Origin of the sequence: Saccharospirillum alexandrii, assembly GCF_043641555.1 — a bacterium.
Taxonomy (GTDB): Bacteria; Pseudomonadota; Gammaproteobacteria; order Pseudomonadales; family Natronospirillaceae; genus Saccharospirillum; species Saccharospirillum alexandrii_A.
Map to the genome: position 1 here is coordinate 26,625 of NZ_JBHZRJ010000006.1, position 20,281 is coordinate 46,905.

A 20,281-nucleotide genomic window follows, 5' to 3' on the forward strand; every position below is an offset into this window, starting at 1 on the left:
GCTGGCGGGCGACGTTGCCACACTATTTAGTTACTGGGAGTTTTTGCCGTGTTTCACCTGTTTAACCGCCTGGGTGCCTGCGCTCTGGTCATCGCCGGGTTAAGCCTGCCCGCGCACTCGGAAGAGCTGCTCGACCGCATTATTGCCGTGGCCAACGAAGACGTGGTGACCGCCAATGAACTGGTGCAGCGTACCCAGTCGGTACGTGACCAGTACGCCAGCAACCCCGGCGTACTCCCACCGCAGAATGAACTGCGACGGCAAATACTCGACGCGCTGATACTCGAACGGCTGCAACTGCAACTGGCTGATTCCATCAACCTGCGCATTACCGATTCACAGGTGAACGAGGCCGTTAACCGACTGGCCCGACAGCGCAATATGTCATTGGAACAGTTCATTGCCGCCTTGCAACGCAACGGTCAGGACTTCCCGACCGTGCGTGAACAGGTGCGTCAGGAGCTGACCATTGGTGAGGTACGCCGCCAGTATGTCGGCCGCACCGTTCGGGTCACCGAAGGCGAGGTCGAGCGTTACCTGAATACACTGGCAGGCCAATCGATGGCCGAAGCCCAGTTTGAACTGGCTTATCGTCGTTTCACCCCCGAAGAAGCCGACGCCGCACGCACACTGCGCGACGAACTTAACCAGGGCGGGCGCCTGAACGATGACCCTGAAGCCCGCAACCTGGGGCTGCGCAAGGTCGATGAATTGCCCAGCGTGTTTCGCACCGTTGTTCCGGTTATGGAGCTGGATGAAGCCGTCCTGGTTGAACGCGACGACGCCCTACACCTGGCGCAACTGATCAGTAAAAATGAACGCCGCGCCGTTCAGGTAGAGCAGTATCGGGTTCGCCATATCCTGATTCGGCCCAACGTGGTGCTGAATGAAGAACAAGCCCAAACCCTGCTGACCGATTTGCGCGAACGCATTGAAGGCGGTGAAGACATGGCCAGCCTGGCCAACCAGTTCACCGACGACCTGGGCAGCAAGGGCGAAGGCGGTGACCTCGGCTGGCGCCAGGCCGAAGATTTTGTGCGCGCCTTTGCCAGCCAGGTACGCTCGATGCCGACTGGCGAAGTCAGCCCCGTGTTTCAATCCGAATTCGGGTTTCACATTCTTCGGGTTGAAGACCAGCGCACCCAGGACATTGGCCTCGACGTACTGCGCCAGCAAGTACGTGAAACCCTGTCCGAGCGCAAATACCAGGAAGCCCTGGAGCGCTGGCTGGTAGAACTAAGAGCTCAAAGCTTTGTAGAGGTTCGGCTTTGACACTGCCCCTGGCCATTACACCCGGTGAACCGGCTGGCATCGGCCCCGACCTGGTGCTGAAGCAGGCACTGAACCGTCACGACGGCCCCTGGTTTGCCATTGCTGACCCCGGGTTGCTGGCATCACGCGCCACCATACTGGGGCTCGACATTACCCTGCAGGAAATTCACTCGCCCGATGAGCTAACCAGCCACACGCCCGGCACGCTTCCGGTGCTGCCGGTTCGGCTGCGGGCGCCGTGCGAACCCGGCGTACTCAACCCGGCCAATGCTGCGTATGTGCTGGAGACACTGGATGTCGCTATAAACCTCGCTCTGGCCAACCGGGTCGCGCTGGTCACCGGCCCGGTGCACAAGGGCGTGATCAACGAGGCCGGCATCCCCTTCACCGGCCATACCGAATACCTCGAAACCAAAGCCGGGGTCGACCAAGTGGTGATGATGCTTGCCACCGAAGGTTTGCGCGTTGCCCTGGTGACCACTCACCTGCCGCTGAGCGCCGTGCCCAAGGCCATTACCGGCGACAAACTCAAACGCGTCACCGCCGTCTTGCACGCATCCCTGATTCAGGATTTTGGCTGCCCGGCACCGCATATTCTGGTCACCGGCCTGAACCCCCATGCCGGTGAAGGCGGCCACCTGGGCCGCGAAGAAATCGAAATTATTGAACCGGCACTGGATGAATTGCGCACGCTGGGCTGGAGCCTGGAAGGCCCGCTGCCAGCCGATACGCTGTTTCAACCACACTATCTCAACCGCGCCGACGCCGTGCTCGCCATGTACCACGATCAGGGCCTGCCGGTATTGAAATACAAGGGTTTCGGCGCCGCCGTCAACATCACCCTCGGCCTGCCGTTTATTCGCACCTCGGTCGACCATGGCACCGCGCTCGACCTGGCCGGCACCGGCCGTGCCAGCGATGGCTCCCTTGCCGTCGCCCTCACTACCGCCTTCACCATGGCCAACCACCGGAGCCAGCATTCGCATGCATAAAGCGCGCAAACGATTTGGACAGAACTTCCTGCACGACGCCGGCATCATCGACCGCATTGTCAAAAGCATTGCGCCCAAACCCGGCCAGCACGTCATCGAGATCGGCCCCGGTCAGGGGGCCCTAACCGAGCCCCTGCTCGACGCCACCGGTGGCGAACTGGATGTAGTGGAACTCGACCGCGACCTGATCCCGATTCTGCGCACCCGGTTCTTCCGGGCTGAAAAGCTGCGCATCCACGAAGCCGACGCCCTGAGTTTCGATTTCAGTAGCCTGGTAGAAGACGAGCGCCCAATGCGGCTGGTCGGCAACCTGCCCTATAACATCTCGACACCCCTGATGTTTCATCTGCTCAACTACGCCGATAAAATCCACGACATGCACTTCATGTTGCAAAAAGAAGTGGTGCAACGACTGTGCGCCGCGCCGGGCGACAACGCCTATGGCCGTTTGGGCATCATGATGCAGTACCACTGCGAAGCGCGGTATTTGTTCACCGTACCACCCGGTGCCTTTACTCCGGCGCCCAAAGTCGAATCGGCCATCGTTCGCCTGAACCCGCGCAAAACGCTGCCGTTTGTGGCCAAAGACCCGAAAAAATTCGAAATCGTTGTGCGTACGGCTTTCGGCCAGCGCCGCAAAACCCTGCGCAACAACCTGAAAACCCTGATCAGCGATGCCCAGCTCGAAGCCATCGGCATCAACCCGGGCGCGCGGGCTGAAACCCTGGGCATCGAGCAGTTTGTTAACATTGCCAATGCACTGAGCGACGCGGAGGGTTCATGACGCTGTACGCCGTTGGGGACCTGCAAGGCTCCCGCGAACCGCTCGAACTGCTGCTCGAGGCCGTTAAATTCGACCCGTCAGCAGACCAGCTCTGGCTCGCCGGAGACCTGGTCAACCGGGGTAAAGACTCACTCGGCTGCCTGCGCCTGGTCAAAGGGCTCGGCGCTGCGGCCCAAACCGTACTTGGCAACCACGACCTGCATCTGCTGGCACTCGCCCACAGCGACAAACCGCGTAAAAGCAACCCGGACCTCGATGCCATTCTCAACGCCGAAAATGCCGACACGCTGCTTGGCTGGCTGCGCCAACAACCCCTGTTGCTGCAAGACACGACGCGCAAACTGCTGATGACCCACGCTGGCATTCCGCCAAACTGGAGCGATCAGCAAGCCATCGACCGCGCTCGCGAACTGGAAACCGTGCTGGCCGACGATAACCAGTTCAACACCTTCATTCAGGGCATGTACGGCAATGAGCCCAACGTCTGGAGCGACGATCTGACCGGTCTGGACCGCTGGCGCTACATCACCAACGCCTACACCAGAATGCGCTTCTGCGGCCCGGGCGGCGAACTGGAATTCGACAACAAAGAAGGCGCAGACACCCCACCCAAAGGCATGAAACCCTGGTTCGAATGGCCCGCCCAACGCCAGCACACCTTATTGTTCGGCCACTGGGCCGCGCTGATGGGCAAAACCGGCAACGACGACATCATTGCCCTCGATACCGGCTACGTTTGGGATAATTACCTAACCCTAATGAACATGGACAGCGGCGAACGCTACCAGTGTGATACCACCGGCATCGTGTTCAGAAACGAAGGCTAAAAAACTCAACAACCACCAAGCCGGAAAACCTCATGACCACCAACAATGCCCCGGCCGGCTACCTTTCCGGGCCTGTCTCCACCCACATTCATCGCATGACGGTCTCCGGTGGGCTTGGCTTGCTGGCGTTGTTCGCTGTCGATTTTGTCGACCTGTTCTTCATTTCCCTGCTCGGCGAGCGCGAGCTGGCGGCCGCCGTGGGCTTTGCGGCGTCGATCTTGTTCTTTTGCCAATCGCTGAGTATTGGTCTGACCATCGCGGTCGGTGCCACCGTCTCCCGGGCTTTGGGTGCCAGCCAGGTAGACCGGGCGCGTGAACTGATCGCCAGTAGCTTCGTTTTGATCCTGATCATTACTACCCTGGTGGCCGGCTCCGTCTGGCTGTGGCGAGAGTCGATACTGGCGTTACTGGGTGCCCAGGGTTATACGCTGGAACAGGCCTCCAACTACCTTGCCATCATTCTTCCTACCTTTGTGCCGGTCTCCATTGGTATGGCGGCTGGCGGTGTGATGCGAGCCAGAGGCGACGCCAGGGGCGCGCTCTGGGTTACCCTGAGCGGTGCCATCGTTAATGCCATACTCGACCCGATTCTGATTTTCGGCCTAAACCTCGACCTGACCGGGGCGGCCATTGCAAGCGCCGCCGCCCGGCTAACCATCTTCGGCTATGGTCTGTTCAAGCTGCACCAGTACGGAATGCTATCCTGGCCCGGCGCAAGATCAGTACCGCGCGACTTCCCGACCATCAGCAGCATTGCTGTGCCTTCCGTACTCACGAACCTGGCTACGCCGATCGGCCTGGCCTTTGTAACAGCCGCCATGGCGCAGTTCGGTGATGCGGCTGTGGCTGGCTTCGCCATCATCACCCGCTTGCAGCAGGTAGCCTTTGTTGCGTTGTTTGCGTTATCTGGCGTGGTGGGGCCCATTGCAGGGCAGAACTGGGGTGCTGCCGCTTACGATAGAGTTACCGATGTGCTCACTGAATCCACCCGCTTTGTGTTGCGCTACTGCCTGGTGGTCTGCCTTGCCCTGGCAGCGTTAACGCAGCCGATTATCTGGTTGTTCCAGGCCTCAAGCCAGGCCGCAGAACTGATTCGCTGGTTTACGTTGGGGTTGAGTGCGGTGTTCGTCTTCAACGGCATCACCTTTGTAACCAACGCCCTGTTCAACAACCTGGGCGCCCCCAAAACCTCAACCCTGTTTAATGTACTCAAGGCCACAGTGTTTACTATTCCCTTCGTGTGGCTGGGCGCTCACTGGTTCGGTGCACCAGGCGTGCTGATTGGCCAGGGTGTGGGCAGTGCGATGATAGGGCTGGCAGGTTTGTATTGGTGTCGGCGCTGGGTAGACCGATTGCGTCAGGAATGATCGGTTGCTGATGTGACAGGAAGCAAGCCACAAGGGGCCATCGCCGGTGCTACCCCAGTTGACTGGTCCCTTATTGACATAGGTTGCATCTAATTAATGCTCTGTCGACACGTCAACTCCCTGGACATTTCATAAAAGTGCTCGTCCTGGTTATCGGTCTGGTACCCAAGCTTCTGGTAAAACACAAAGGCGCCTTTGTTTTCTCTGAATGTCGACAAGGTTATCTTACGCCCACTTCCCTCGGCCAGGCCCTCCAGTTCTCTCATTACCAGACTGCCTAGCCCCGAACCCCGGTGAGCCTGATACAGCAACAACAACGATAAATGCAGCGATTGATCCTTTTCAAGGAAACTCACCAAGCCGAAGCGCCGCGAGTTAACATCCGTTAGCCATCGCATGCTATCTATTGGGTATGACGATCGGAAACGCTGCTGCTGAAACGCTTCATTCCACCCAAATGCCCGGTCAATAAACTCGAACAGGCAATCCCGGTAAAGCTGATAGGCCTCATCAAGTTCACCTGCAGTAAGGGGCTTCAGGTGTATCTCGTTATGCGATTTCAAACCGAACTCCCATTGGCCTTTGCGCTTGCTGAATACTCCTTTGATGTTTAGTTTGAACGTTGATCAGGAATTAGCAAGGCAGGTGGCGCATTTGTGTTTGGTTTGTGCACAAGGGTATTGGTTTGGAGGGCTTTGTGGCTGCGATTAATTCACTGGCTTACGTGCTTCCTGTCACACTGAGACCTTTCACCTACTGGGCTCGGTAGTGTTAACAGGGTGGGCGGGATGTGTGAGGGAGTTACTGTTGCTTGTTACGGCTGCGCCGCCCCCTCTCTCTAGCGCTCTACCCCGGCGGTGGAGAGAGGACTGGATAGTGGGGCTACGCCGCTGACTGACTGTTACTTTTTCTCGATAGCGGTTTTCACCACGCCATAACCAGATCATCCATCTGCAAGTTCAACCGTTCGGTACCAATTGAAAGCTCAGCAATGGCGAAGTGTGGTTGCACCTGTTTTACTTCAGCCACCAAACGGGTATCGCTCAGTTGCCAGAAGCTGTCGCCCTGGCGGTCGAAGTTCTGGCTGGTGCGATAAACGCTCAGGAAATCACCCGGGCGCAGGCCACTTGAAGCACCGGTGTCTACAAAGATGCGGGTGCCGTTTACCTGGGTAATAGTGGCCATGAATGGCTGGCATTGAATGGTTTGTTGTATGTCACTCATCGCCTGGTCGAGCAGGGTTCTTACGTGCTGGCCATAGTCAGTGGTGAAGAATTTGCCGGTGGCAAAGCCGACGCGTGCATTGCGCGCTTCATTCCAGTCGCCATGGGTGCTGTATCGGCTCTGGAAAACCAGAGCGCCTGAGTGGCCGTCGTGTACGAACAGGTCAAACACGAAGTGGCGGGTGCGAGGCGCTTTTTCGATACCGACTCTGGCCAGCAGGCCATCCCAGCTGCGCTCGCGCGGGGCATCGGGGTTTTCCATGGCCAGGTCACGAATCACGCCGGAGATTACAAATTGCACACCCAGGCTCTGGGCCGCATCGACGGCGCTGGTCAGAGTCATGCGCGGGGAAAGCTGAGTAGGCGCGGTGCGGGTGTTCGGGTAGAGGGTCATGGTATTGGCGTTCAGGGCGCGCATGCCGGCTACGCCGTTCAGGCCGTTAACCAGGTAGGCTGGCAAACCCCGGTCTACTGAACCCAAGTGGCCCATGGACGCTTGCTGTGGGTGCTCCATGGCGAAGCCGGTAACGGCGACCGACTTGCGGTAATGGTTGGCCATAACATTGGCGCACACCTGGTCGGGCGAAACCCGGGCGGTAATGGCAACGGTATAGAGGTTACCCTCACGGCCTTCACTCATGATCTGAATGTCACGCACCTGGGCGGCGCTGTTAACGCGCAGGTAATCGACAGTCAGGTTGCCGTCTTCCATAACCTGGGTGCTATGCACCTGGGCACTGACCTGCATGGAGGCGCTTTCGATGGCTTTGCGCAGAGCACGAATACGAGCGCTGTTGATGTCATCGTACTCAACTTCGGCCTGGCCTTCGGCATCAACCAGCACCACGTTACCAGCGGGCATTTGCTCTGCCGATGCGGCCCCGAACACCAGGGCAAACACCAGAATAAAACCGATGAAACCTTGCATCTCTATGCTCCTTCGCGACGGTTCATCCGTTTCCCGGTGGGCACGGTTCATCGCGATGTGTTATTCGATGTGTGACTTAGCCGCTTACATTACTCAATGAAGTACAAGCCAGAACCGGTGGTATCGATGCCCTGCTGGCGCAACTGGGAGCGCGTCATCGAATCTACGTCGTACACCACATCGGACGCGCAGCGGCTGTTTTGCCGGCCGGCGGGCTGGTTGGCCAGGCAATTGCGGAAGCCTTCATCGATCACCATTTCCACCATGGTTTCGTAGCTGCCATCGGCCATCATGTCCTGATACACCACTTTGGCGCCCAGAATGTGGGTGTCGACAAAAGCTTTGAACCGGTCGTTCTCGACCACCAGGTTTTCAACGGTCGAGCTGCCGACAATCTGCGTGCCATACACCCGCTCGGCGAGCGTACGGTAGGCGTCAAGCTTGGAAGCGCGCATGGCGATCAGTCGTTTCTGAACTTCCGAGAGCCCCTGGGAATTGGGGTTGATAGCGCCATACCCGGTCGAACGCAGCACCATGGGCTCCATAGGCGGGAGCTTTTCGTTAATGGCCCGAACCTCAGCCACAATGGCCTCGACTTCATCGTCGTCGTTACCGAAGGGCCACATCGAGCAGCCACTCATTACCAGCGCTGCGCCCAACACCACCACACTGGAACGCCACTTGAACAGGGTTTTCATAAAGGTCTCCGCCTACCGATACAACACATGGGATTTCCCGTTTTATCGGCATGAAGCGAGAAGACATTAGCCCTAACTGAACCAAGGGTGGAAGTCGCCAATATTCCGCCAACCCGACCAGATAGTCAGGTTTCTACAGGGGCAAAACGTCAGAAAAGCGGTCAAAAATCAAACAAATAGCATCTTTTTGTGTGAATTGCTTCACAAAAGCCGGGTTTTGACCCTATATTTAACCGGTGAGGGCAACAGCATGCGTATTGTGCGCTGCCGGATGTGCTGATCCAGCACTATTGTTTTCGTGCCTTCACCAGGCCCGTCGCCGTTGAGCGGCATTGGATCCGAATACGCCCTTAATGGCTTTACACTGTTCAACCGCGAAAAGGTCACTCTATGAAGAAAACGCTGCTTGCTCTGTCCGTTATTGCTGCCAGTGCCGCTCAGGCAACTCCCTTTACCGGGAATGATGCGAAGTCGAACGCCATGGGGAATACCGGGGTAGCGTCAGCCGCGTTATCCAGTGTGCACTCGTTCAACCCCGCCCTGTTGTCTGCACTGGGCCGGGAATCATCCTTTGCGATGACCCTGCCTTCATTCCGGTTTTCCATCGACGACTCCGACGGTGTGATTACCTCTGGCAAAGCCTTCACCGATGAAGGCGGCACCATTGACCAGTTTGAAACCATCGATGCGGATGCGTTCAGCTTGGCGGTATTTGGGGACGCAGGGGCGGGCATCGACTCGATGGAGGACGTGCTAACCAATATTGGTACCGATGTTACAAATCTGAACACTGCCATTAACAACGTTAACGACGACATCGACGATGATGGCCAACTGAACAACAGTGCTGGTTCAGGAGACAACCTTGGTGACCTGAACACTGCATCTGCCAGTCTGAATACCAATACCGGAACACTTGATGACAAAACAACAACGGCAAACACCGAGGCAACCAACCTCGACCGTGTTGTTCAAAGCACGAAAACTGATTTTCAGTCATTCGACGAAAAAGCGTTCAGCCTGGGCCTGGGCGCCGATTTCATCAGTGTGGCTGTACCACGTGAAGGGTACAGCTTCGGTGTAAACATCACGAACAACACCACTATCGGCGCCAAAGTATTCATGAACGACAACGATTTCAATGAAATCGATTTGTTGCTGGACGATTTGACCGGGTTGACCAGTCAATCCACCGAGCTCAGCGGCTCCATGGTCGATTTGTCGGGAGCGAACCAAGCCATTACCAACCACATTGGCACCCTGCCAGACCCGGATGACTATCCTGGCGGGCAAGCGGATGCAGATTACCAGAATGATCTTCAAGACTGGGGTGATGAGCTCGATACTCTTTACACCAATCTGGATACCGCCCAGCAGGACGTCAATACCGAACAAGACGCATTGGTGAACTACAACGGCACCTACTACTCAAACGGTGAAGTAGACGCCCCCACACTCGATAGCTTCGAATCCGAACTGGAAATCATCGGTGCGTCTGTCACAGAATTCGGTGTCACCATCGCACGGGATTTTGAGTACATGGGCGAGTCGTTCTCGGCCGGTGTTACACCCAAACTGGTTAGCCTGAACATCTTCGAAAAGCGTTTCACCATTGAAGAAGCTGAAGACGAGTTTGGCGACACAGCCACGCTGATTGAAGAGAACTCAACCAACGTCATCACCGCCAACGTTGACGTCGGTGTCGCCAAAAACTGGCCCGATGTCTTAAACGGCCAGGTACGCGGTGGTCTGGTGATCAAAGACCTGATTCCGCAAACCTTTGAAACCACATCGGGCGCCGATGTCAGTATTGGCCCCAAAATGCGCATCGGCGGTGCCCACATGACCCGCTGGACTACCCTGGCGGCAGACCTGGACATCACCGAGAACCAGCCGTTGAAATACGGCGTACCAACTCGCTACCTGGGCCTGGGCGCTGAATTCAACGCCTATAACTGGTTCAAGCTGCGCGGCGGCTACCGCAACAACCTGAGCGTGGAAGACAGCCATGTAGTCTCCGCTGGCTTTGGTTTCACCCCCTGGGGTGTCGGCTTGGATCTGACTGGCTGGTTCAAACCCAAGTCATTTGATGACTGGGATGAAGTGATTCAGGACGCAGGCATGGTCGCCCAGTTCTCGATGGAGTTTTAATCCCTAAACTGAGAATTGGCTGCCAACCAAGTGACAGCCGCCGGGTATATCTGTCCGGGGAAGTCCGCAACATGGATGTTGCGGTCTAGGCCCCATGGATGGGTTCACGCCGACCCCGGACAGATATGCCCGGTGGCTGACACGAACCACAGCCACCGAACCCCCTGCAACCACAGCCCACTTTCCACTACACTAGCATCACATTCTCAACGCTTGCCTGACTACCCTACATGGATATCTACCTCGTTGGTGGTGCCGTTCGCGACACCTTGCTCGGCCTTGCTGTAAAAGATCACGACTGGGTGGTTGTTGGCGCCACGCCCGAGCAACTGGAACAGGAAGGCTACCAGCGCGTTGGTGCCGACTTTCCCGTGTTCCTGCACCCCAGCACCAAAGAGGAATATGCCCTGGCACGCACCGAGCGTAAATCGGGCCATGGGTACACCGGCTTTGAGGTCCAGTTTTCTCAGGATGTTACGCTTGAAGACGACCTGCTACGCCGCGACCTCACCATCAACGCCATGGCCCAGGCCAAAGATGGCAGCCTAATCGACCCCTACCATGGCAAGGCCGACCTCGACGCCCGTCTGCTGCGCCACGTCTCGCCCGCCTTTCGCGAAGACCCCCTGCGGGTATTACGCGTCGCCCGCTTTGCCGCCCGGTTCGACCACCTCGGCTTCAGCGTCGCCGACGACACCCAGTCGCTCATGTGCGACATGGTGCAGGAAGGCGAACTGGGCTATCTGGTGCCGGAACGCATCTGGCAGGAAATGAGCCGGGCCCTGATGGAGCCAAACCCCGAAGTCTTCTTTCAGGTATTGCGCGCCTGTGGGGCACTCAGGGTCGTATTCCCGGCGCTCGACGCCCTGTTCGGCATCCCCCAGCCAATGCGCTGGCACCCCGAAGTCGATACCGGCATTCATACCCTCAAAGCCCTGCAGATCGCGGTACAGATGGACGCCCCGCTTGAGGTTCGGGTCGCAACGCTCAGTCATGATCTGGGCAAAGCCCTCACCGAACCCACCAACTGGCCCTCGCACCGGGGCCACGAAGACCTGGGTGCCGACCTGATTCGCCAGCACGCCAGCGACTGGCGCTGGCCGAAGAAAGCCGCCGCGCTGGCCGAACATACCGCGCGCTACCACACCCATTGCCATCGCATTCGGGAATTGCGGCCCGCCACCATCGTCAAAACCCTGAACAAGCTCGGCGCCTTTCGCCAGAGCGATCACTTCCGGCAATTCTTGCAAGCCTGCGAATGTGATGCCCGGGGCCGATCCGGTCTGGAACAGCAACCGTACCCTCAGGCAGCATTATTTGAACGCTGTCTGGCGGCTTGTGGGTCGGTATTACCGGCCGATCTGGCCGCACAGGGTTATCAGGGCGCTGAGCTGGGCGAGGCGCTGAACCGGGAACGGGTACGCGCCGTGGCGCAGGAGAAGGCAACGTGGTCCGACTAAGCAGCACCATCACACAGGAATCGGCCGCCGCGCCGGTCGTTTTTCTAACCGGCGCGGCGCGTCGGGTAGGCGCCGAAACCGCCCGGGTATTTCACGCCGCCGGGTTTCGGGTCGTTATTCATTACCGCAGCAGCGAGCAGGATGCCATCGCGCTGGTCGATGAACTCAACCGGGCACGGCCAGACACCGCCGCCTGCATTCAATCGAGGCTCGACACCCAAGCCACCATTCAAGCGGCGGCTAATGACGCCATTGCGGTGTTTGGCCAGATCGATGTGCTGATCAACAACGCCTCCAGCTTCTTCCCCACCCCCTGGGGCGAGATTACCGACGACGCCATTCACGCCCTGATGCACAGCAACCTGCTGCTGCCGATGGCGATGATCCAGGCGCTGGCACCGGAGCTGAAACACCGGGAGGGCACCATCATCAACCTGGTCGACATTCATGCCCTGCGCCCGCTGGCCGATCACCCAGCCTACGGCGCGGCCAAGGCCGGACTGATCAGTCTGACCAAAAGCGCCGCGCTTGATCTGGCCCCCCGGGTTCGCGCCAATGCCATAGCGCCAGGGGCCATTCTGTTGCCCGAGCAGGAAGGCGACGACTATGAAGCAGCGCTAACCGGCAACGTTCCGCTGGCACGCATGGGCAACCCGACCGACATTGCCGAAGCGGCGCTGTTTCTGGCGACCGCCCCCTATGTTACCGGCCAGATATTGGCGGTCGACGGCGGTCGTACTCTGAAGCAATAGTGTTCATCCCGTCGGCGTAACGCCCGGCCAGTTCTGACCAAAGCGGCACAGCCGGCTCGGCGACCGGTGCACCGGCTGTGCCCGTCAGCACAGATTTCAAAACCGCTGTTAGTTCGGCCACATCTCGTTGGGCGTCGGTTTCAGAGCCGGCATAGAAACGTGCGTCAGGCAACACCTCAGGGTAGGCCAGGCGTCGTGGCACCACGACCTGAGAGCCGGCTTGCGCCAGCTCCAGCATGGACAGCCCCTGAAAATCGTGCAGCGACGTTGAAACACCCATACCCGCCCGACCAATCCATTGCCGGTAGTCGCTCTTCGTAGCTTCACCCCAATGCACAACCGAGTCGCCCAGCGCTTGCCGCTGGGTTTCGAACTCAGCATTCCTACCTCCGCCCGAGCCCAGCATCGCCAGTCTGAAACCGATGCCTTCTGCCCGAAGCGTCAGCAACGCCGCCAAGAATCGCTCAGGCTGCTTATCCCACTCCCAACGGTGATTCCATACGATCAGATCGGCTTCTTTGGGCTGGTCGCGCAGTACCGAGAACGCCTGGGTCAGCGGCACGGGCAAGACATCCGAGTGCTGCTCGATGCGTTCCATGGGGTTGCCCGGCAGCTTTTCCGGAAAACGGCGCAACAGCTTTCGAGCCCCGCTTAAAAAGGTGCTCCGGTTAAATTCGGTGTTGAAGCTGACCCAGTCGGCACAGAGTGCGTTCTGAATGCTGAGAAACTGCCAACCGATCTGGTGATCGGTCGCTTGCGAAGCCGAGCGCGGATGCGCGAACTGATTCTCGTGAAAATACAGCCAGGTTGGTATAGCCGCCAGATGCGGCCGAAAGGCCCGCAGCCGGGTCAGGTCACTCAGGCTGGTGGCGATGATCAGGTCGTAGTCGCACTCGAAATCGACGTCGTCAGCCAGCGCCCAGAGCAGGCCAGAAGCTTCTACACGCCAGCTGAAATGGCGCGCCGGCTGGGCCTTGAGCGTCCAGTCGATGTCCGGAAAGGCCGCCTTTAGGCCTTCGCACCAGTACTGATGACTGGCACTGTGGTAGGCGCTAAGCAACAGAACCCGCATCAGTCGGTATCGGACTCCGGGCCAGCCCCGCTGTAACCCCAGGGCGGCAGCAGCGTCTGGGGAATACCGGCGCACTTGAGTACCCGGGCAACGATGAAATCGACCATATCCGCCACGGTTTCGGGTTTGTGGTAGAAACCCGGGCTGGCTGGAACAATGTCGGCACCGGCGCGTTTCAAAGTGAGCATGTTGGTCAGGTGAATTTCGCTGTAGGGCGTTTCGCGCGGCACCAGAATCAGCTTGCCGCCTTCTTTCAGTACCACATCGGCACCGCGTTCGATCAGGTTATCGCACTGGCCGGTGGCGATGGACGCCAGCGTGCCGGTAGAACAGGGGCAGACGATCATCGTCTCCGGCGCGCCGGAGCCGCTGGCAACCGGGCTCATCCAGTCTTCCCGCCCGGCGATGATTAGCTCGCCACCCGTGCCCAGCCGCTCCCGCAAATAGGACGCCAGCTTCTCGTGCTGGGCTGGCCAGGGCGTGCCGGTTTCCACGGCGGCAACCATTAAAGCGGCCTTGGAGACTAGCAGATGCACCTCATAGTCCGCCGCCAGCAACACCTGCAGCAGACGCTCAGCGTAGGGCGTACCCGAGGCACCGGTAATGCCCAGGGTAATGCGCGGACGCGGTGTCTTCTTGGTTGTTTCACTCATCGGTATCACCGGCATAACGAATCAGCCCTTCCTGGGCGGTGCTGGCAACCAGATTGCCATCGCGATCAAATATCTGCCCGCGCACATAGCCGCGCGCACCGCTGGCACTTGGGCTATCGGCCACATAGAGCAACCAGTCATCGAGCCGGAACGGGCGATGGAACCAGATTGCGTGGTCGAGGCTGGCAATAGTCAGGCCCGGTTTCATCAGCGAGATGCCATGTGGCATCAATGCGGTTTCCAGAAAGCCGTAATCGGTGGTATAGGCGAGCATCGACTGATGCACCAACGGGTCATCCGGCAAGCTGCCGTTGGCGCGAATCCACATATGGCGCTTGGCAATGCCATGACGCGGTCGAAACGGGTTCTGTGCCTCCACAATGCGGTATTCAATCGGTCGTTCGGCGGTGAACAGGTCGCGTACCCGGCCGGGGATCTCATCGGCATGGTCCCGGTAGAGTTTCACTTCCGATTCCAGCACCTCGGGGCCTGGCACATTGGGCATCGACTCCTGATGCTCCAGGCCAGGCTCCTGAGTCTGAAACGAGGCCGTCATGGCCAGAATGGGTTTGCCGAACTGGCTGGCAATGACCCGGCGCACGCTGAAAGAGCGGCCGTCGCGAATGATTTCGACTTCATACTCGATCGGGTGGTTGGTATCGCCCGGACGCAGAAAGTAGGAATGCAATGAGTGCGGCATGCGGCTATCGAGCGTCTGAATTGCCGCCGACAAGGCCTGGCCGATCACCTGTCCGCCAAATACCTTGGGGTACCCCAGATCCTGTGACAAGCCGCGGTAGCGCAGCTGACCTATTGGTTCCAGCTGCAATAATTCGATCAGGCGCTCAACAACAGCGTTTGCCATTTGGCATTCTCCCACCAGTTTATTCTCATGTTTCGCGGTTCGCTCACCCGAGGCTAGTGGCTAGCGCCAGGTGTCAGGCAATAAAACCGCGCATTGTTCCAAAAATTGCACTTTAAGTCGCGCCAAAAGACTGTCAATATAAAACTGTTCAAAAAACAACCTTGGTCAAGTGTGAATTTTTTGACGCTGACACTGCCAAAACAGTGTACGATTTTGAACCAACGTCACAATTTACACTCTATCGAGGGGTTAGTCGTCGAGTAGGGGTCTTTTACCCTATAGTAACCGTATAACCCCGGATTTCATGTAAACACCCACGCTGGCACCAACCCGGCAGCGTGCTGGTAGCAGACCCACTGCGTATTGAGCGCACCGACTTTCGGGTGATACAGCCTTACCGGCGAAGGAGCAGGCTAATGACCACCATGGCACAGCAACCCCAAAACAGCGACCTGGAATGGAGCCTGGACTCCATCCAGAGCCGCAATCAGGCGGTTGATTTTGTGCGCTGCTTTGAAAGCCGCCTATGCGTCTATTCGCCCTCGGTCGAGCAGTTCTACACCAACTACAGCCTGCACTTTCCCAGCACAGAAAACAGCAAGATGGTTGTGCTGCCCAACCCCTATGCCTTTCACGACACCTTTCACGGTGTTGTGCCGGAGGCGGTGCGAGATACCGGCTTTCACATCGTTCCGGGCGAGCTGATCGGCAAAACCGGTTTTTACGTGATCGTCAAATACAAAAGCCGGGATGTAAAACCCGTACCCATACCCTTCAAGCAAGCTCTGAAAAAGATGATTCGCACCCGCCACTCTGAAGACCCTTTCCTACCCATGTTGGTGAAAGGTGACCTTCGAGAGTTCAACGCCAATATGCCCTGCCTGCACCTGCACAGGGTCAAACTTGCCAACCTGACGCGCCGGTCCGAGTTTGAGAAAACCAGCATCCGCAATGCCATTGTCGACAAGATGACAGAGCTGTACCGGGACGCGGATTCTCTGGTTTAACAACCAACTGACAACCCAAGTTCCTCGCCTTACCTCTGGCCTGTGCCTTGAGCCCGTGCCAGACACACCCGGCATCTGGCACTCAGCCGGCTAGTTACTTCAAACCGTTATGAAATAATCTGCCTAAACGTCAGACTGATGCGATCCCCCGCTTTCGCGCGAGCTGGCAAGCTGTGCTGCCAGTGGTGCTGCATGGCTCCGGACATCACCACCAGATCCCCCGGGTTCAACGTTACCGTGAGCGTCTCCCGATGGTTATCGTTGCGGCGCAGTCGAAAGTCGCGGGCGTCACCGAAGGAAAGCGTAGCGACCGTGGGGTTACTGCCCAGCTCTGCTTCGTTATCGGCGTGCCAGCCCATCCGATCGGCGCCGTTGCGATACCAGTTGGCCAGTGCAAAATTGAAGGCGCTGCCTGCCTGCCGGCTAACCGCTTCTATCAGCGGCTGCCAATGGGCGGGCCAGCCATTCATTACGCGGGTTTGGCCGCTGTAGCCATAGCGAACCCCCACTTCGCCCAGCCAGGCTTCCAATCTTGGAATGGGGTGTTCCTGGCCATAAACCCGCACCCGGCTCTGCTCCCAGGGCAAATTCTCGACACAATCCTGCATCCAGGCCTCGGCGTTTGGCCACCAGTTCCGGTACACTTGCAGGCATCCCGATTGATCATCCAGTAAGGTTTCGCAGGTTCTCATGTCTACATCCGCAGAAAGTGCCCAACAGTGGCTTTCCGAAAAACAGCCCTCGCTGGACGAAGTACAGCAGGTTGTTGCGCGCCTTGAACAACGCATCAGCCAGCACCAGGGCGATGAAGACTCGATACAAGGCTCGGTCGATGCCCTGATTCTGCTACAGGACCACATTGAATCGGAAAAAGCCCCCGCCGACCAGACCCCCTCCCCAACCGACGCCCAACTCGACAGCGGCCGGCTGATTCCCGAGGCCGACCCGGTGCAACTCGAAGATGACGTCAAACGCCGCGCCTTCGAGGCGCTGAAAGACCAGTTCAAAGACTTATAAATTCATCTCACACTGGCCGGAAAACCGTCTAGGCTAACGATAAATACGTTCGGCTCAACTAGCGGTTTAGGCACACTGCTGAGTGCTGGCGGCCGGGTAGACCTGTCCGGGGAAGTCCGCAACATTGATGTTGCGGTCTAGGCTCCATGGACGGATATACGCCGACCCCGGATAGGTTTACCCGGCTGCCAGCACGGGTTCCAACCACATCAACAGACCCAAACTCCGTCTTTTTGAGTAAGCGAAGTAACCCGTGATTACTGCCTTGGCTGACGATCAGCCGGGCGAGGGCCCAACCTGTGTCACAGCGGTTTTACATTCCATTGCAATGGATGATCAGTGCTGCCATTACGTTGAGCTTGCTCGTGCTCAGCCTTGCGCTGGTTACCCTCAGTTACCAGAGCACCCGGGAGACTCTGCTTTCCGCCACGGTGTCTGCTGCCGAAAGTGCCTCTGAGCTTCTGGATGGCCACATCGACCAGTTGATTGAACCGGTCGCGAGCATCGTGGCCCAATTGCAATATGACCCGCTGGTCTCAGCCGTGCGCTTTGAGGAACGCCTGAAACGGCTTCCGGCCCTGGCTCAGGTACTGGCATCGAACGATGTGATCAGCGCTGTGTATGTTGGTTACCCGGATGGCGACTTTCTGCTGCTCAGGCCCATCAACAATGAGCGCGCCCGCCGTGTGCTGGAAGCACCGGACGACGCCCGCTATCTGCTGCAAAGTGTTGAGCGTCGCGATGGCGAAACTCTGGGCCGGTGGGCCTGGTACGACGAAAACCTGCGCCTCAGAAGTATCGTCATTCGACCCGACTACACCTTCGACCCACGCAACCGGCCCTGGTTTATCGACGCTGAAGCCAGTGACGAACGCATTCTGACCAACCCCTATGTGTTCTATACCACCGGCGAAATCGGCATCAGCCTGGCCATCCAGTCGGCCACCGGTGCCATTCTCGCGGTGGACGCCTCCGTTGAAGACCTGTCACAGCAAGTCGATACGCTGTCACCGGTTCCAGGTACCCAACTTGCCCTGGTCAGCGAAGGCAACAAGGTGATTGGCTATGAACATATCGAGCAGATGGTTCTGCCAGACATTAACAACAGCCTGCGCCTGGCCTTGCTGTCAGAGCTGAACCTGCCCGCCCTGAATGAAGTCGCAGACAGCGCTCAACCAGCCGGTACCCTGTTTCCCGTCACCATGGGCGACGAACCGGGGTTCGGGCTGTGGTCGCCTCTGTCGACCTTTGCCAATGAAAACCTGCGCGTGTTAATGGCCGTTCCGGAAGCCTCGCTGCTGGCCGATGCCAAAGCCCTGCTGCGCAAGCAGGTCGGGTTGTCGTTGTTGCTGGTTATCGCCTTCCTGCCCATTGGCTGGTGGCTTGGCAGCCGCATTGGCAAACCCCTGCATGAACTGGCCGGCCAGGTAGAGGCCATTGGTCGCTTCGAATTCGAGGCTGACATAAAAGGTGTGCATTCCAACATCCGGGAAGTGCATGACCTGGGCCTGCACACCGAACGCATGGCGGGGATGATCACCAACTTCAGCCGCATCAGCCAGACACTGAACCGCTCGACCGATCTCGACAACATGATCAGCGAAGTCCTGCACGAACTGGCCTCTGCCGTCGGCGCAACAGACGCCGTTGTATACCTGAACAATACCGAACAAACCCGGCTGATTCGCGCCGGCCATGTTGGCCCCACCCGGGTCCCGGTTACGCTGACGCTGGGCGAAGACCCGGTGGCGGCCGTCACTGAAACCCTGGCGCGCGAAGACCAGCGGCTTACGACAACCAGACTGATTAACCGGAGCAATCACCCCATCGGTGTACTGGCGGTAAACCGCCCTGAGCAGACGATCATCACCGATGTTGAGTTCGAGCGTTTCCTGGAACGCATGGCTGGCTCGGTGGCCATTGCCATTGAAACCCGGCGCTTGTTCAAAGAACAGAAAGCTCTGTTCGACGGCATCATTCGCCTGCTGGCCGACGCCATCGATACCAAATCACCCTATACCGGTGGTCATTGCGACCGGGTACCTCAGGTCGCCAGCATTTTGCTCAATAAGGTGGAAGCCCAGACCGAAGGCCCCTTTGCAGACTTCTCGCTGACTGCAGAAGAACGTTACGAATTCACCATCGCCGCCTGGTTGCACGACTGTGGCAAGATCACCACACCCGAATACATCGTCGATAAAGCCACCAAGCTGGAGACACTGTACAACCGGCTGCACGAAATTCGCATGCGCTTTGAAGTGCTGCATCGCGATGCTGAAATCGATTATCTGGCCAGTCTGAACAAGGGCGGCAACCCACAGTTGCTGGTGCAAAAACGCGACCGCCAGCAAGCGCAACTGCAGCATGACTTTGCCTTTATTGCCCGCCTAAACCTGGGCAGCGAGGCCCGGGTGAGTGACGACGACATCGCGCGCATGAACCGAATTGGCGACCAGACCTGGTGGCGGCATTTCAGCGACCGCATCGGCATCTCCTTCGACGAAGCCGATCGCCTGTCCCGGGAACCCGAACCGCCGCTACCCTGCCTGGAACTGCTGCTGGCCAACAAGCGCGAACATCGCGAACCCTGGGGCAGAAACCAGCCGCCGGTGGAAACCAACCACCCCAACAACCGCTGGGGTTTCGATATGCTGCTTCCGGAATACTCGGCCAATCAGGGCGAGCGATACAATCTGTCGATACGACGCGGCACCCTCAACGACGAAGAACGTTTCAAGATCAACAACCACATTGTTGAAACCTACCGGATGCTGACCACCCTGCCCTGGCCACGGCATCTGGCCAGGGTGCCGGACATTGCCGCCAACCACCACGAACGGATGGATGGCACCGGTTACCCGCGCAAGCTGGATGGCAACGCCATGTCCGTCTCTGAACGCATCATGGCCATTGCCGATGTCTTCGAAGCGCTGACCGCCGCCGACCGGCCTTACAAACCAGCGAAAACCCTGTCGGAATCGCTCAGCATCATGGTATCGATGGCACTGAATGGTCACTGCGACCCGGGTTTGCTGAAAGTCTTTATCGAAACCAGCGCTTATCGCACCTACGCCGTCGGCTTTCTAAAACCCGAGCAACTGGATAACGTGGATGAAGCCGCTCTGGTGCGACGGCTCGAAGCCGGTTAGCCGGGTGCCATACCAAGCCCTTTCTGTGCCTGCTAGAATGGCGCCACAGTAACAGCCACTCAAG

Annotated in this window: 18 protein-coding genes; 11 read left to right on the forward strand and 7 right to left on the reverse strand. The window is 58.2% G+C overall.

Going from position 1 to position 20,281, the window contains the following annotated elements; all coding sequences use genetic code 11:
* Positions 1 to 48: 48 nt before the first annotated feature.
* From ACHUE7_RS19155 to ACHUE7_RS19175, 5 genes are read left to right on the forward strand one after another with little or no spacing between them, the layout of a single operon-like run.
* A complete protein-coding gene (locus tag ACHUE7_RS19155; RefSeq protein WP_394171491.1) occupies positions 49 to 1,272 on the forward strand; it encodes a peptidylprolyl isomerase in 1,224 nt (407 codons plus the stop codon).
* A gap of 2 nt (positions 1,273 to 1,274) precedes the next feature.
* Positions 1,275 to 2,264 (forward strand): 4-hydroxythreonine-4-phosphate dehydrogenase PdxA, encoded by a 990-nt coding sequence (gene pdxA, locus ACHUE7_RS19160; protein WP_394171700.1) that lies wholly within the window; start codon positions 1,275 to 1,277, stop codon positions 2,262 to 2,264.
* Positions 2,257 to 3,048 (forward strand): 16S rRNA (adenine(1518)-N(6)/adenine(1519)-N(6))-dimethyltransferase RsmA, encoded by a 792-nt coding sequence (rsmA, locus tag ACHUE7_RS19165; RefSeq protein ID WP_394171492.1) that lies wholly within the window; start codon positions 2,257 to 2,259, stop codon positions 3,046 to 3,048. Before pdxA ends, rsmA begins: the two co-directional genes overlap by 8 nt.
* A complete protein-coding gene (locus ACHUE7_RS19170; protein ID WP_394171493.1) occupies positions 3,045 to 3,875 on the forward strand; it encodes a symmetrical bis(5'-nucleosyl)-tetraphosphatase in 831 nt (276 codons plus the stop codon). Before rsmA ends, ACHUE7_RS19170 begins: the two co-directional genes overlap by 4 nt.
* Before the next feature lie 32 nt (positions 3,876 to 3,907).
* On the forward strand, positions 3,908 to 5,242 hold the full coding sequence (locus tag ACHUE7_RS19175) for an MATE family efflux transporter (protein ID WP_394171494.1): 1,335 nt from the start codon (positions 3,908 to 3,910) through the stop codon (positions 5,240 to 5,242).
* Positions 5,243 to 5,331: 89 nt separating this feature from the next.
* Here ACHUE7_RS19175 and ACHUE7_RS19180 read toward each other — a convergent pair whose 3' ends face one another.
* The 3 genes from ACHUE7_RS19180 to ACHUE7_RS19190 all read right to left on the reverse strand — a co-directional run bounded on the left by ACHUE7_RS19180 (position 5,332) and on the right by ACHUE7_RS19190 (position 8,091).
* On the reverse strand, positions 5,332 to 5,805 hold the full coding sequence (locus ACHUE7_RS19180) for a GNAT family N-acetyltransferase (protein ID WP_394171495.1): 474 nt from the start codon (positions 5,803 to 5,805) through the stop codon (positions 5,332 to 5,334).
* Between the two features lie 361 nt (positions 5,806 to 6,166).
* The gene (locus tag ACHUE7_RS19185) at positions 6,167 to 7,393 is read right to left on the reverse strand and encodes a flagellar assembly protein T N-terminal domain-containing protein (protein WP_394171496.1); all 1,227 of its coding nucleotides are present in this window, start codon (positions 7,391 to 7,393) and stop codon (positions 6,167 to 6,169) included.
* Between the two features lie 89 nt (positions 7,394 to 7,482).
* On the reverse strand, positions 7,483 to 8,091 hold the full coding sequence (locus ACHUE7_RS19190; protein WP_394171497.1) for an LPP20 family lipoprotein: 609 nt from the start codon (positions 8,089 to 8,091) through the stop codon (positions 7,483 to 7,485).
* 390 nt (positions 8,092 to 8,481) lie between these two features.
* On the opposite strand from ACHUE7_RS19190, the gene traF reads away from it, so the two are divergent.
* The 3 genes from traF (at position 8,482) to ACHUE7_RS19205 (ending at position 12,454) form a co-directional block, all read left to right on the forward strand.
* On the forward strand, positions 8,482 to 10,242 hold the full coding sequence (gene traF / locus ACHUE7_RS19195; protein ID WP_394171498.1) for a conjugal transfer protein TraF: 1,761 nt from the start codon (positions 8,482 to 8,484) through the stop codon (positions 10,240 to 10,242).
* A 230-nt stretch (positions 10,243 to 10,472) separates the two neighbouring features.
* Entirely contained in the window at positions 10,473 to 11,702 is a 1,230-nt protein-coding gene (locus ACHUE7_RS19200) for a multifunctional CCA addition/repair protein (RefSeq protein ID WP_394171499.1), read from the forward strand.
* Complete coding sequence (locus ACHUE7_RS19205; protein WP_394171500.1) at positions 11,690 to 12,454, forward strand: pteridine reductase; 765 nt, start codon at positions 11,690 to 11,692, stop codon at positions 12,452 to 12,454. Before ACHUE7_RS19200 ends, ACHUE7_RS19205 begins: the two co-directional genes overlap by 13 nt.
* Here the strand turns inward: ACHUE7_RS19205 and ACHUE7_RS19210 are convergent.
* Genes ACHUE7_RS19210 through ACHUE7_RS19220 form a run of 3 tightly spaced genes read right to left on the reverse strand, consistent with a single transcriptional unit; the run spans position 12,405 to position 15,044 of the window.
* Positions 12,405 to 13,526: a tRNA-queuosine alpha-mannosyltransferase domain-containing protein gene (locus ACHUE7_RS19210; RefSeq protein WP_394171501.1), complete on the reverse strand. Its 1,122-nt coding sequence runs from the start codon at positions 13,524 to 13,526 to the stop codon at positions 12,405 to 12,407. The genes ACHUE7_RS19205 and ACHUE7_RS19210 overlap by 50 nt on opposite strands.
* A complete protein-coding gene (locus ACHUE7_RS19215) occupies positions 13,526 to 14,179 on the reverse strand; it encodes a flavin prenyltransferase UbiX (protein WP_394171502.1) in 654 nt (217 codons plus the stop codon). Before ACHUE7_RS19215 ends, ACHUE7_RS19210 begins: the two co-directional genes overlap by 1 nt.
* Complete coding sequence (locus ACHUE7_RS19220) at positions 14,172 to 15,044, reverse strand: acyl-CoA thioesterase domain-containing protein (protein WP_394171503.1); 873 nt, start codon at positions 15,042 to 15,044, stop codon at positions 14,172 to 14,174. Before ACHUE7_RS19220 ends, ACHUE7_RS19215 begins: the two co-directional genes overlap by 8 nt.
* A 416-nt stretch (positions 15,045 to 15,460) precedes the next feature.
* Between ACHUE7_RS19220 and ACHUE7_RS19225 the strand changes: the two genes are divergently transcribed.
* Positions 15,461 to 16,051, forward strand: coding sequence for a hypothetical protein (locus tag ACHUE7_RS19225; protein WP_348476958.1), 591 nt, complete (start codon positions 15,461 to 15,463; stop codon positions 16,049 to 16,051).
* Between the two features lie 107 nt (positions 16,052 to 16,158).
* Here ACHUE7_RS19225 and ACHUE7_RS19230 read toward each other — a convergent pair whose 3' ends face one another.
* Positions 16,159 to 16,743, reverse strand: coding sequence for an alpha-ketoglutarate-dependent dioxygenase AlkB family protein (locus ACHUE7_RS19230; protein ID WP_394171504.1), 585 nt, complete (start codon positions 16,741 to 16,743; stop codon positions 16,159 to 16,161).
* Here ACHUE7_RS19230 and ACHUE7_RS19235 point away from each other — a divergent pair.
* Both ACHUE7_RS19235 and ACHUE7_RS19240 read left to right on the forward strand, forming a co-directional pair.
* Positions 16,742 to 17,068 carry a hypothetical protein gene (locus tag ACHUE7_RS19235; RefSeq protein WP_213676918.1) on the forward strand — a complete coding sequence of 109 codons (327 nt, stop codon included), beginning with the start codon at positions 16,742 to 16,744 and terminating at the stop codon, positions 17,066 to 17,068. The two genes, ACHUE7_RS19230 and ACHUE7_RS19235, sit on opposite strands and share 2 nt — an antisense overlap.
* 299 nt (positions 17,069 to 17,367) lie before the next feature.
* Positions 17,368 to 20,217: an HD domain-containing phosphohydrolase gene (locus ACHUE7_RS19240; protein ID WP_394171505.1), complete on the forward strand. Its 2,850-nt coding sequence runs from the start codon at positions 17,368 to 17,370 to the stop codon at positions 20,215 to 20,217.
* Positions 20,218 to 20,281: the final 64 nt, after the last annotated feature.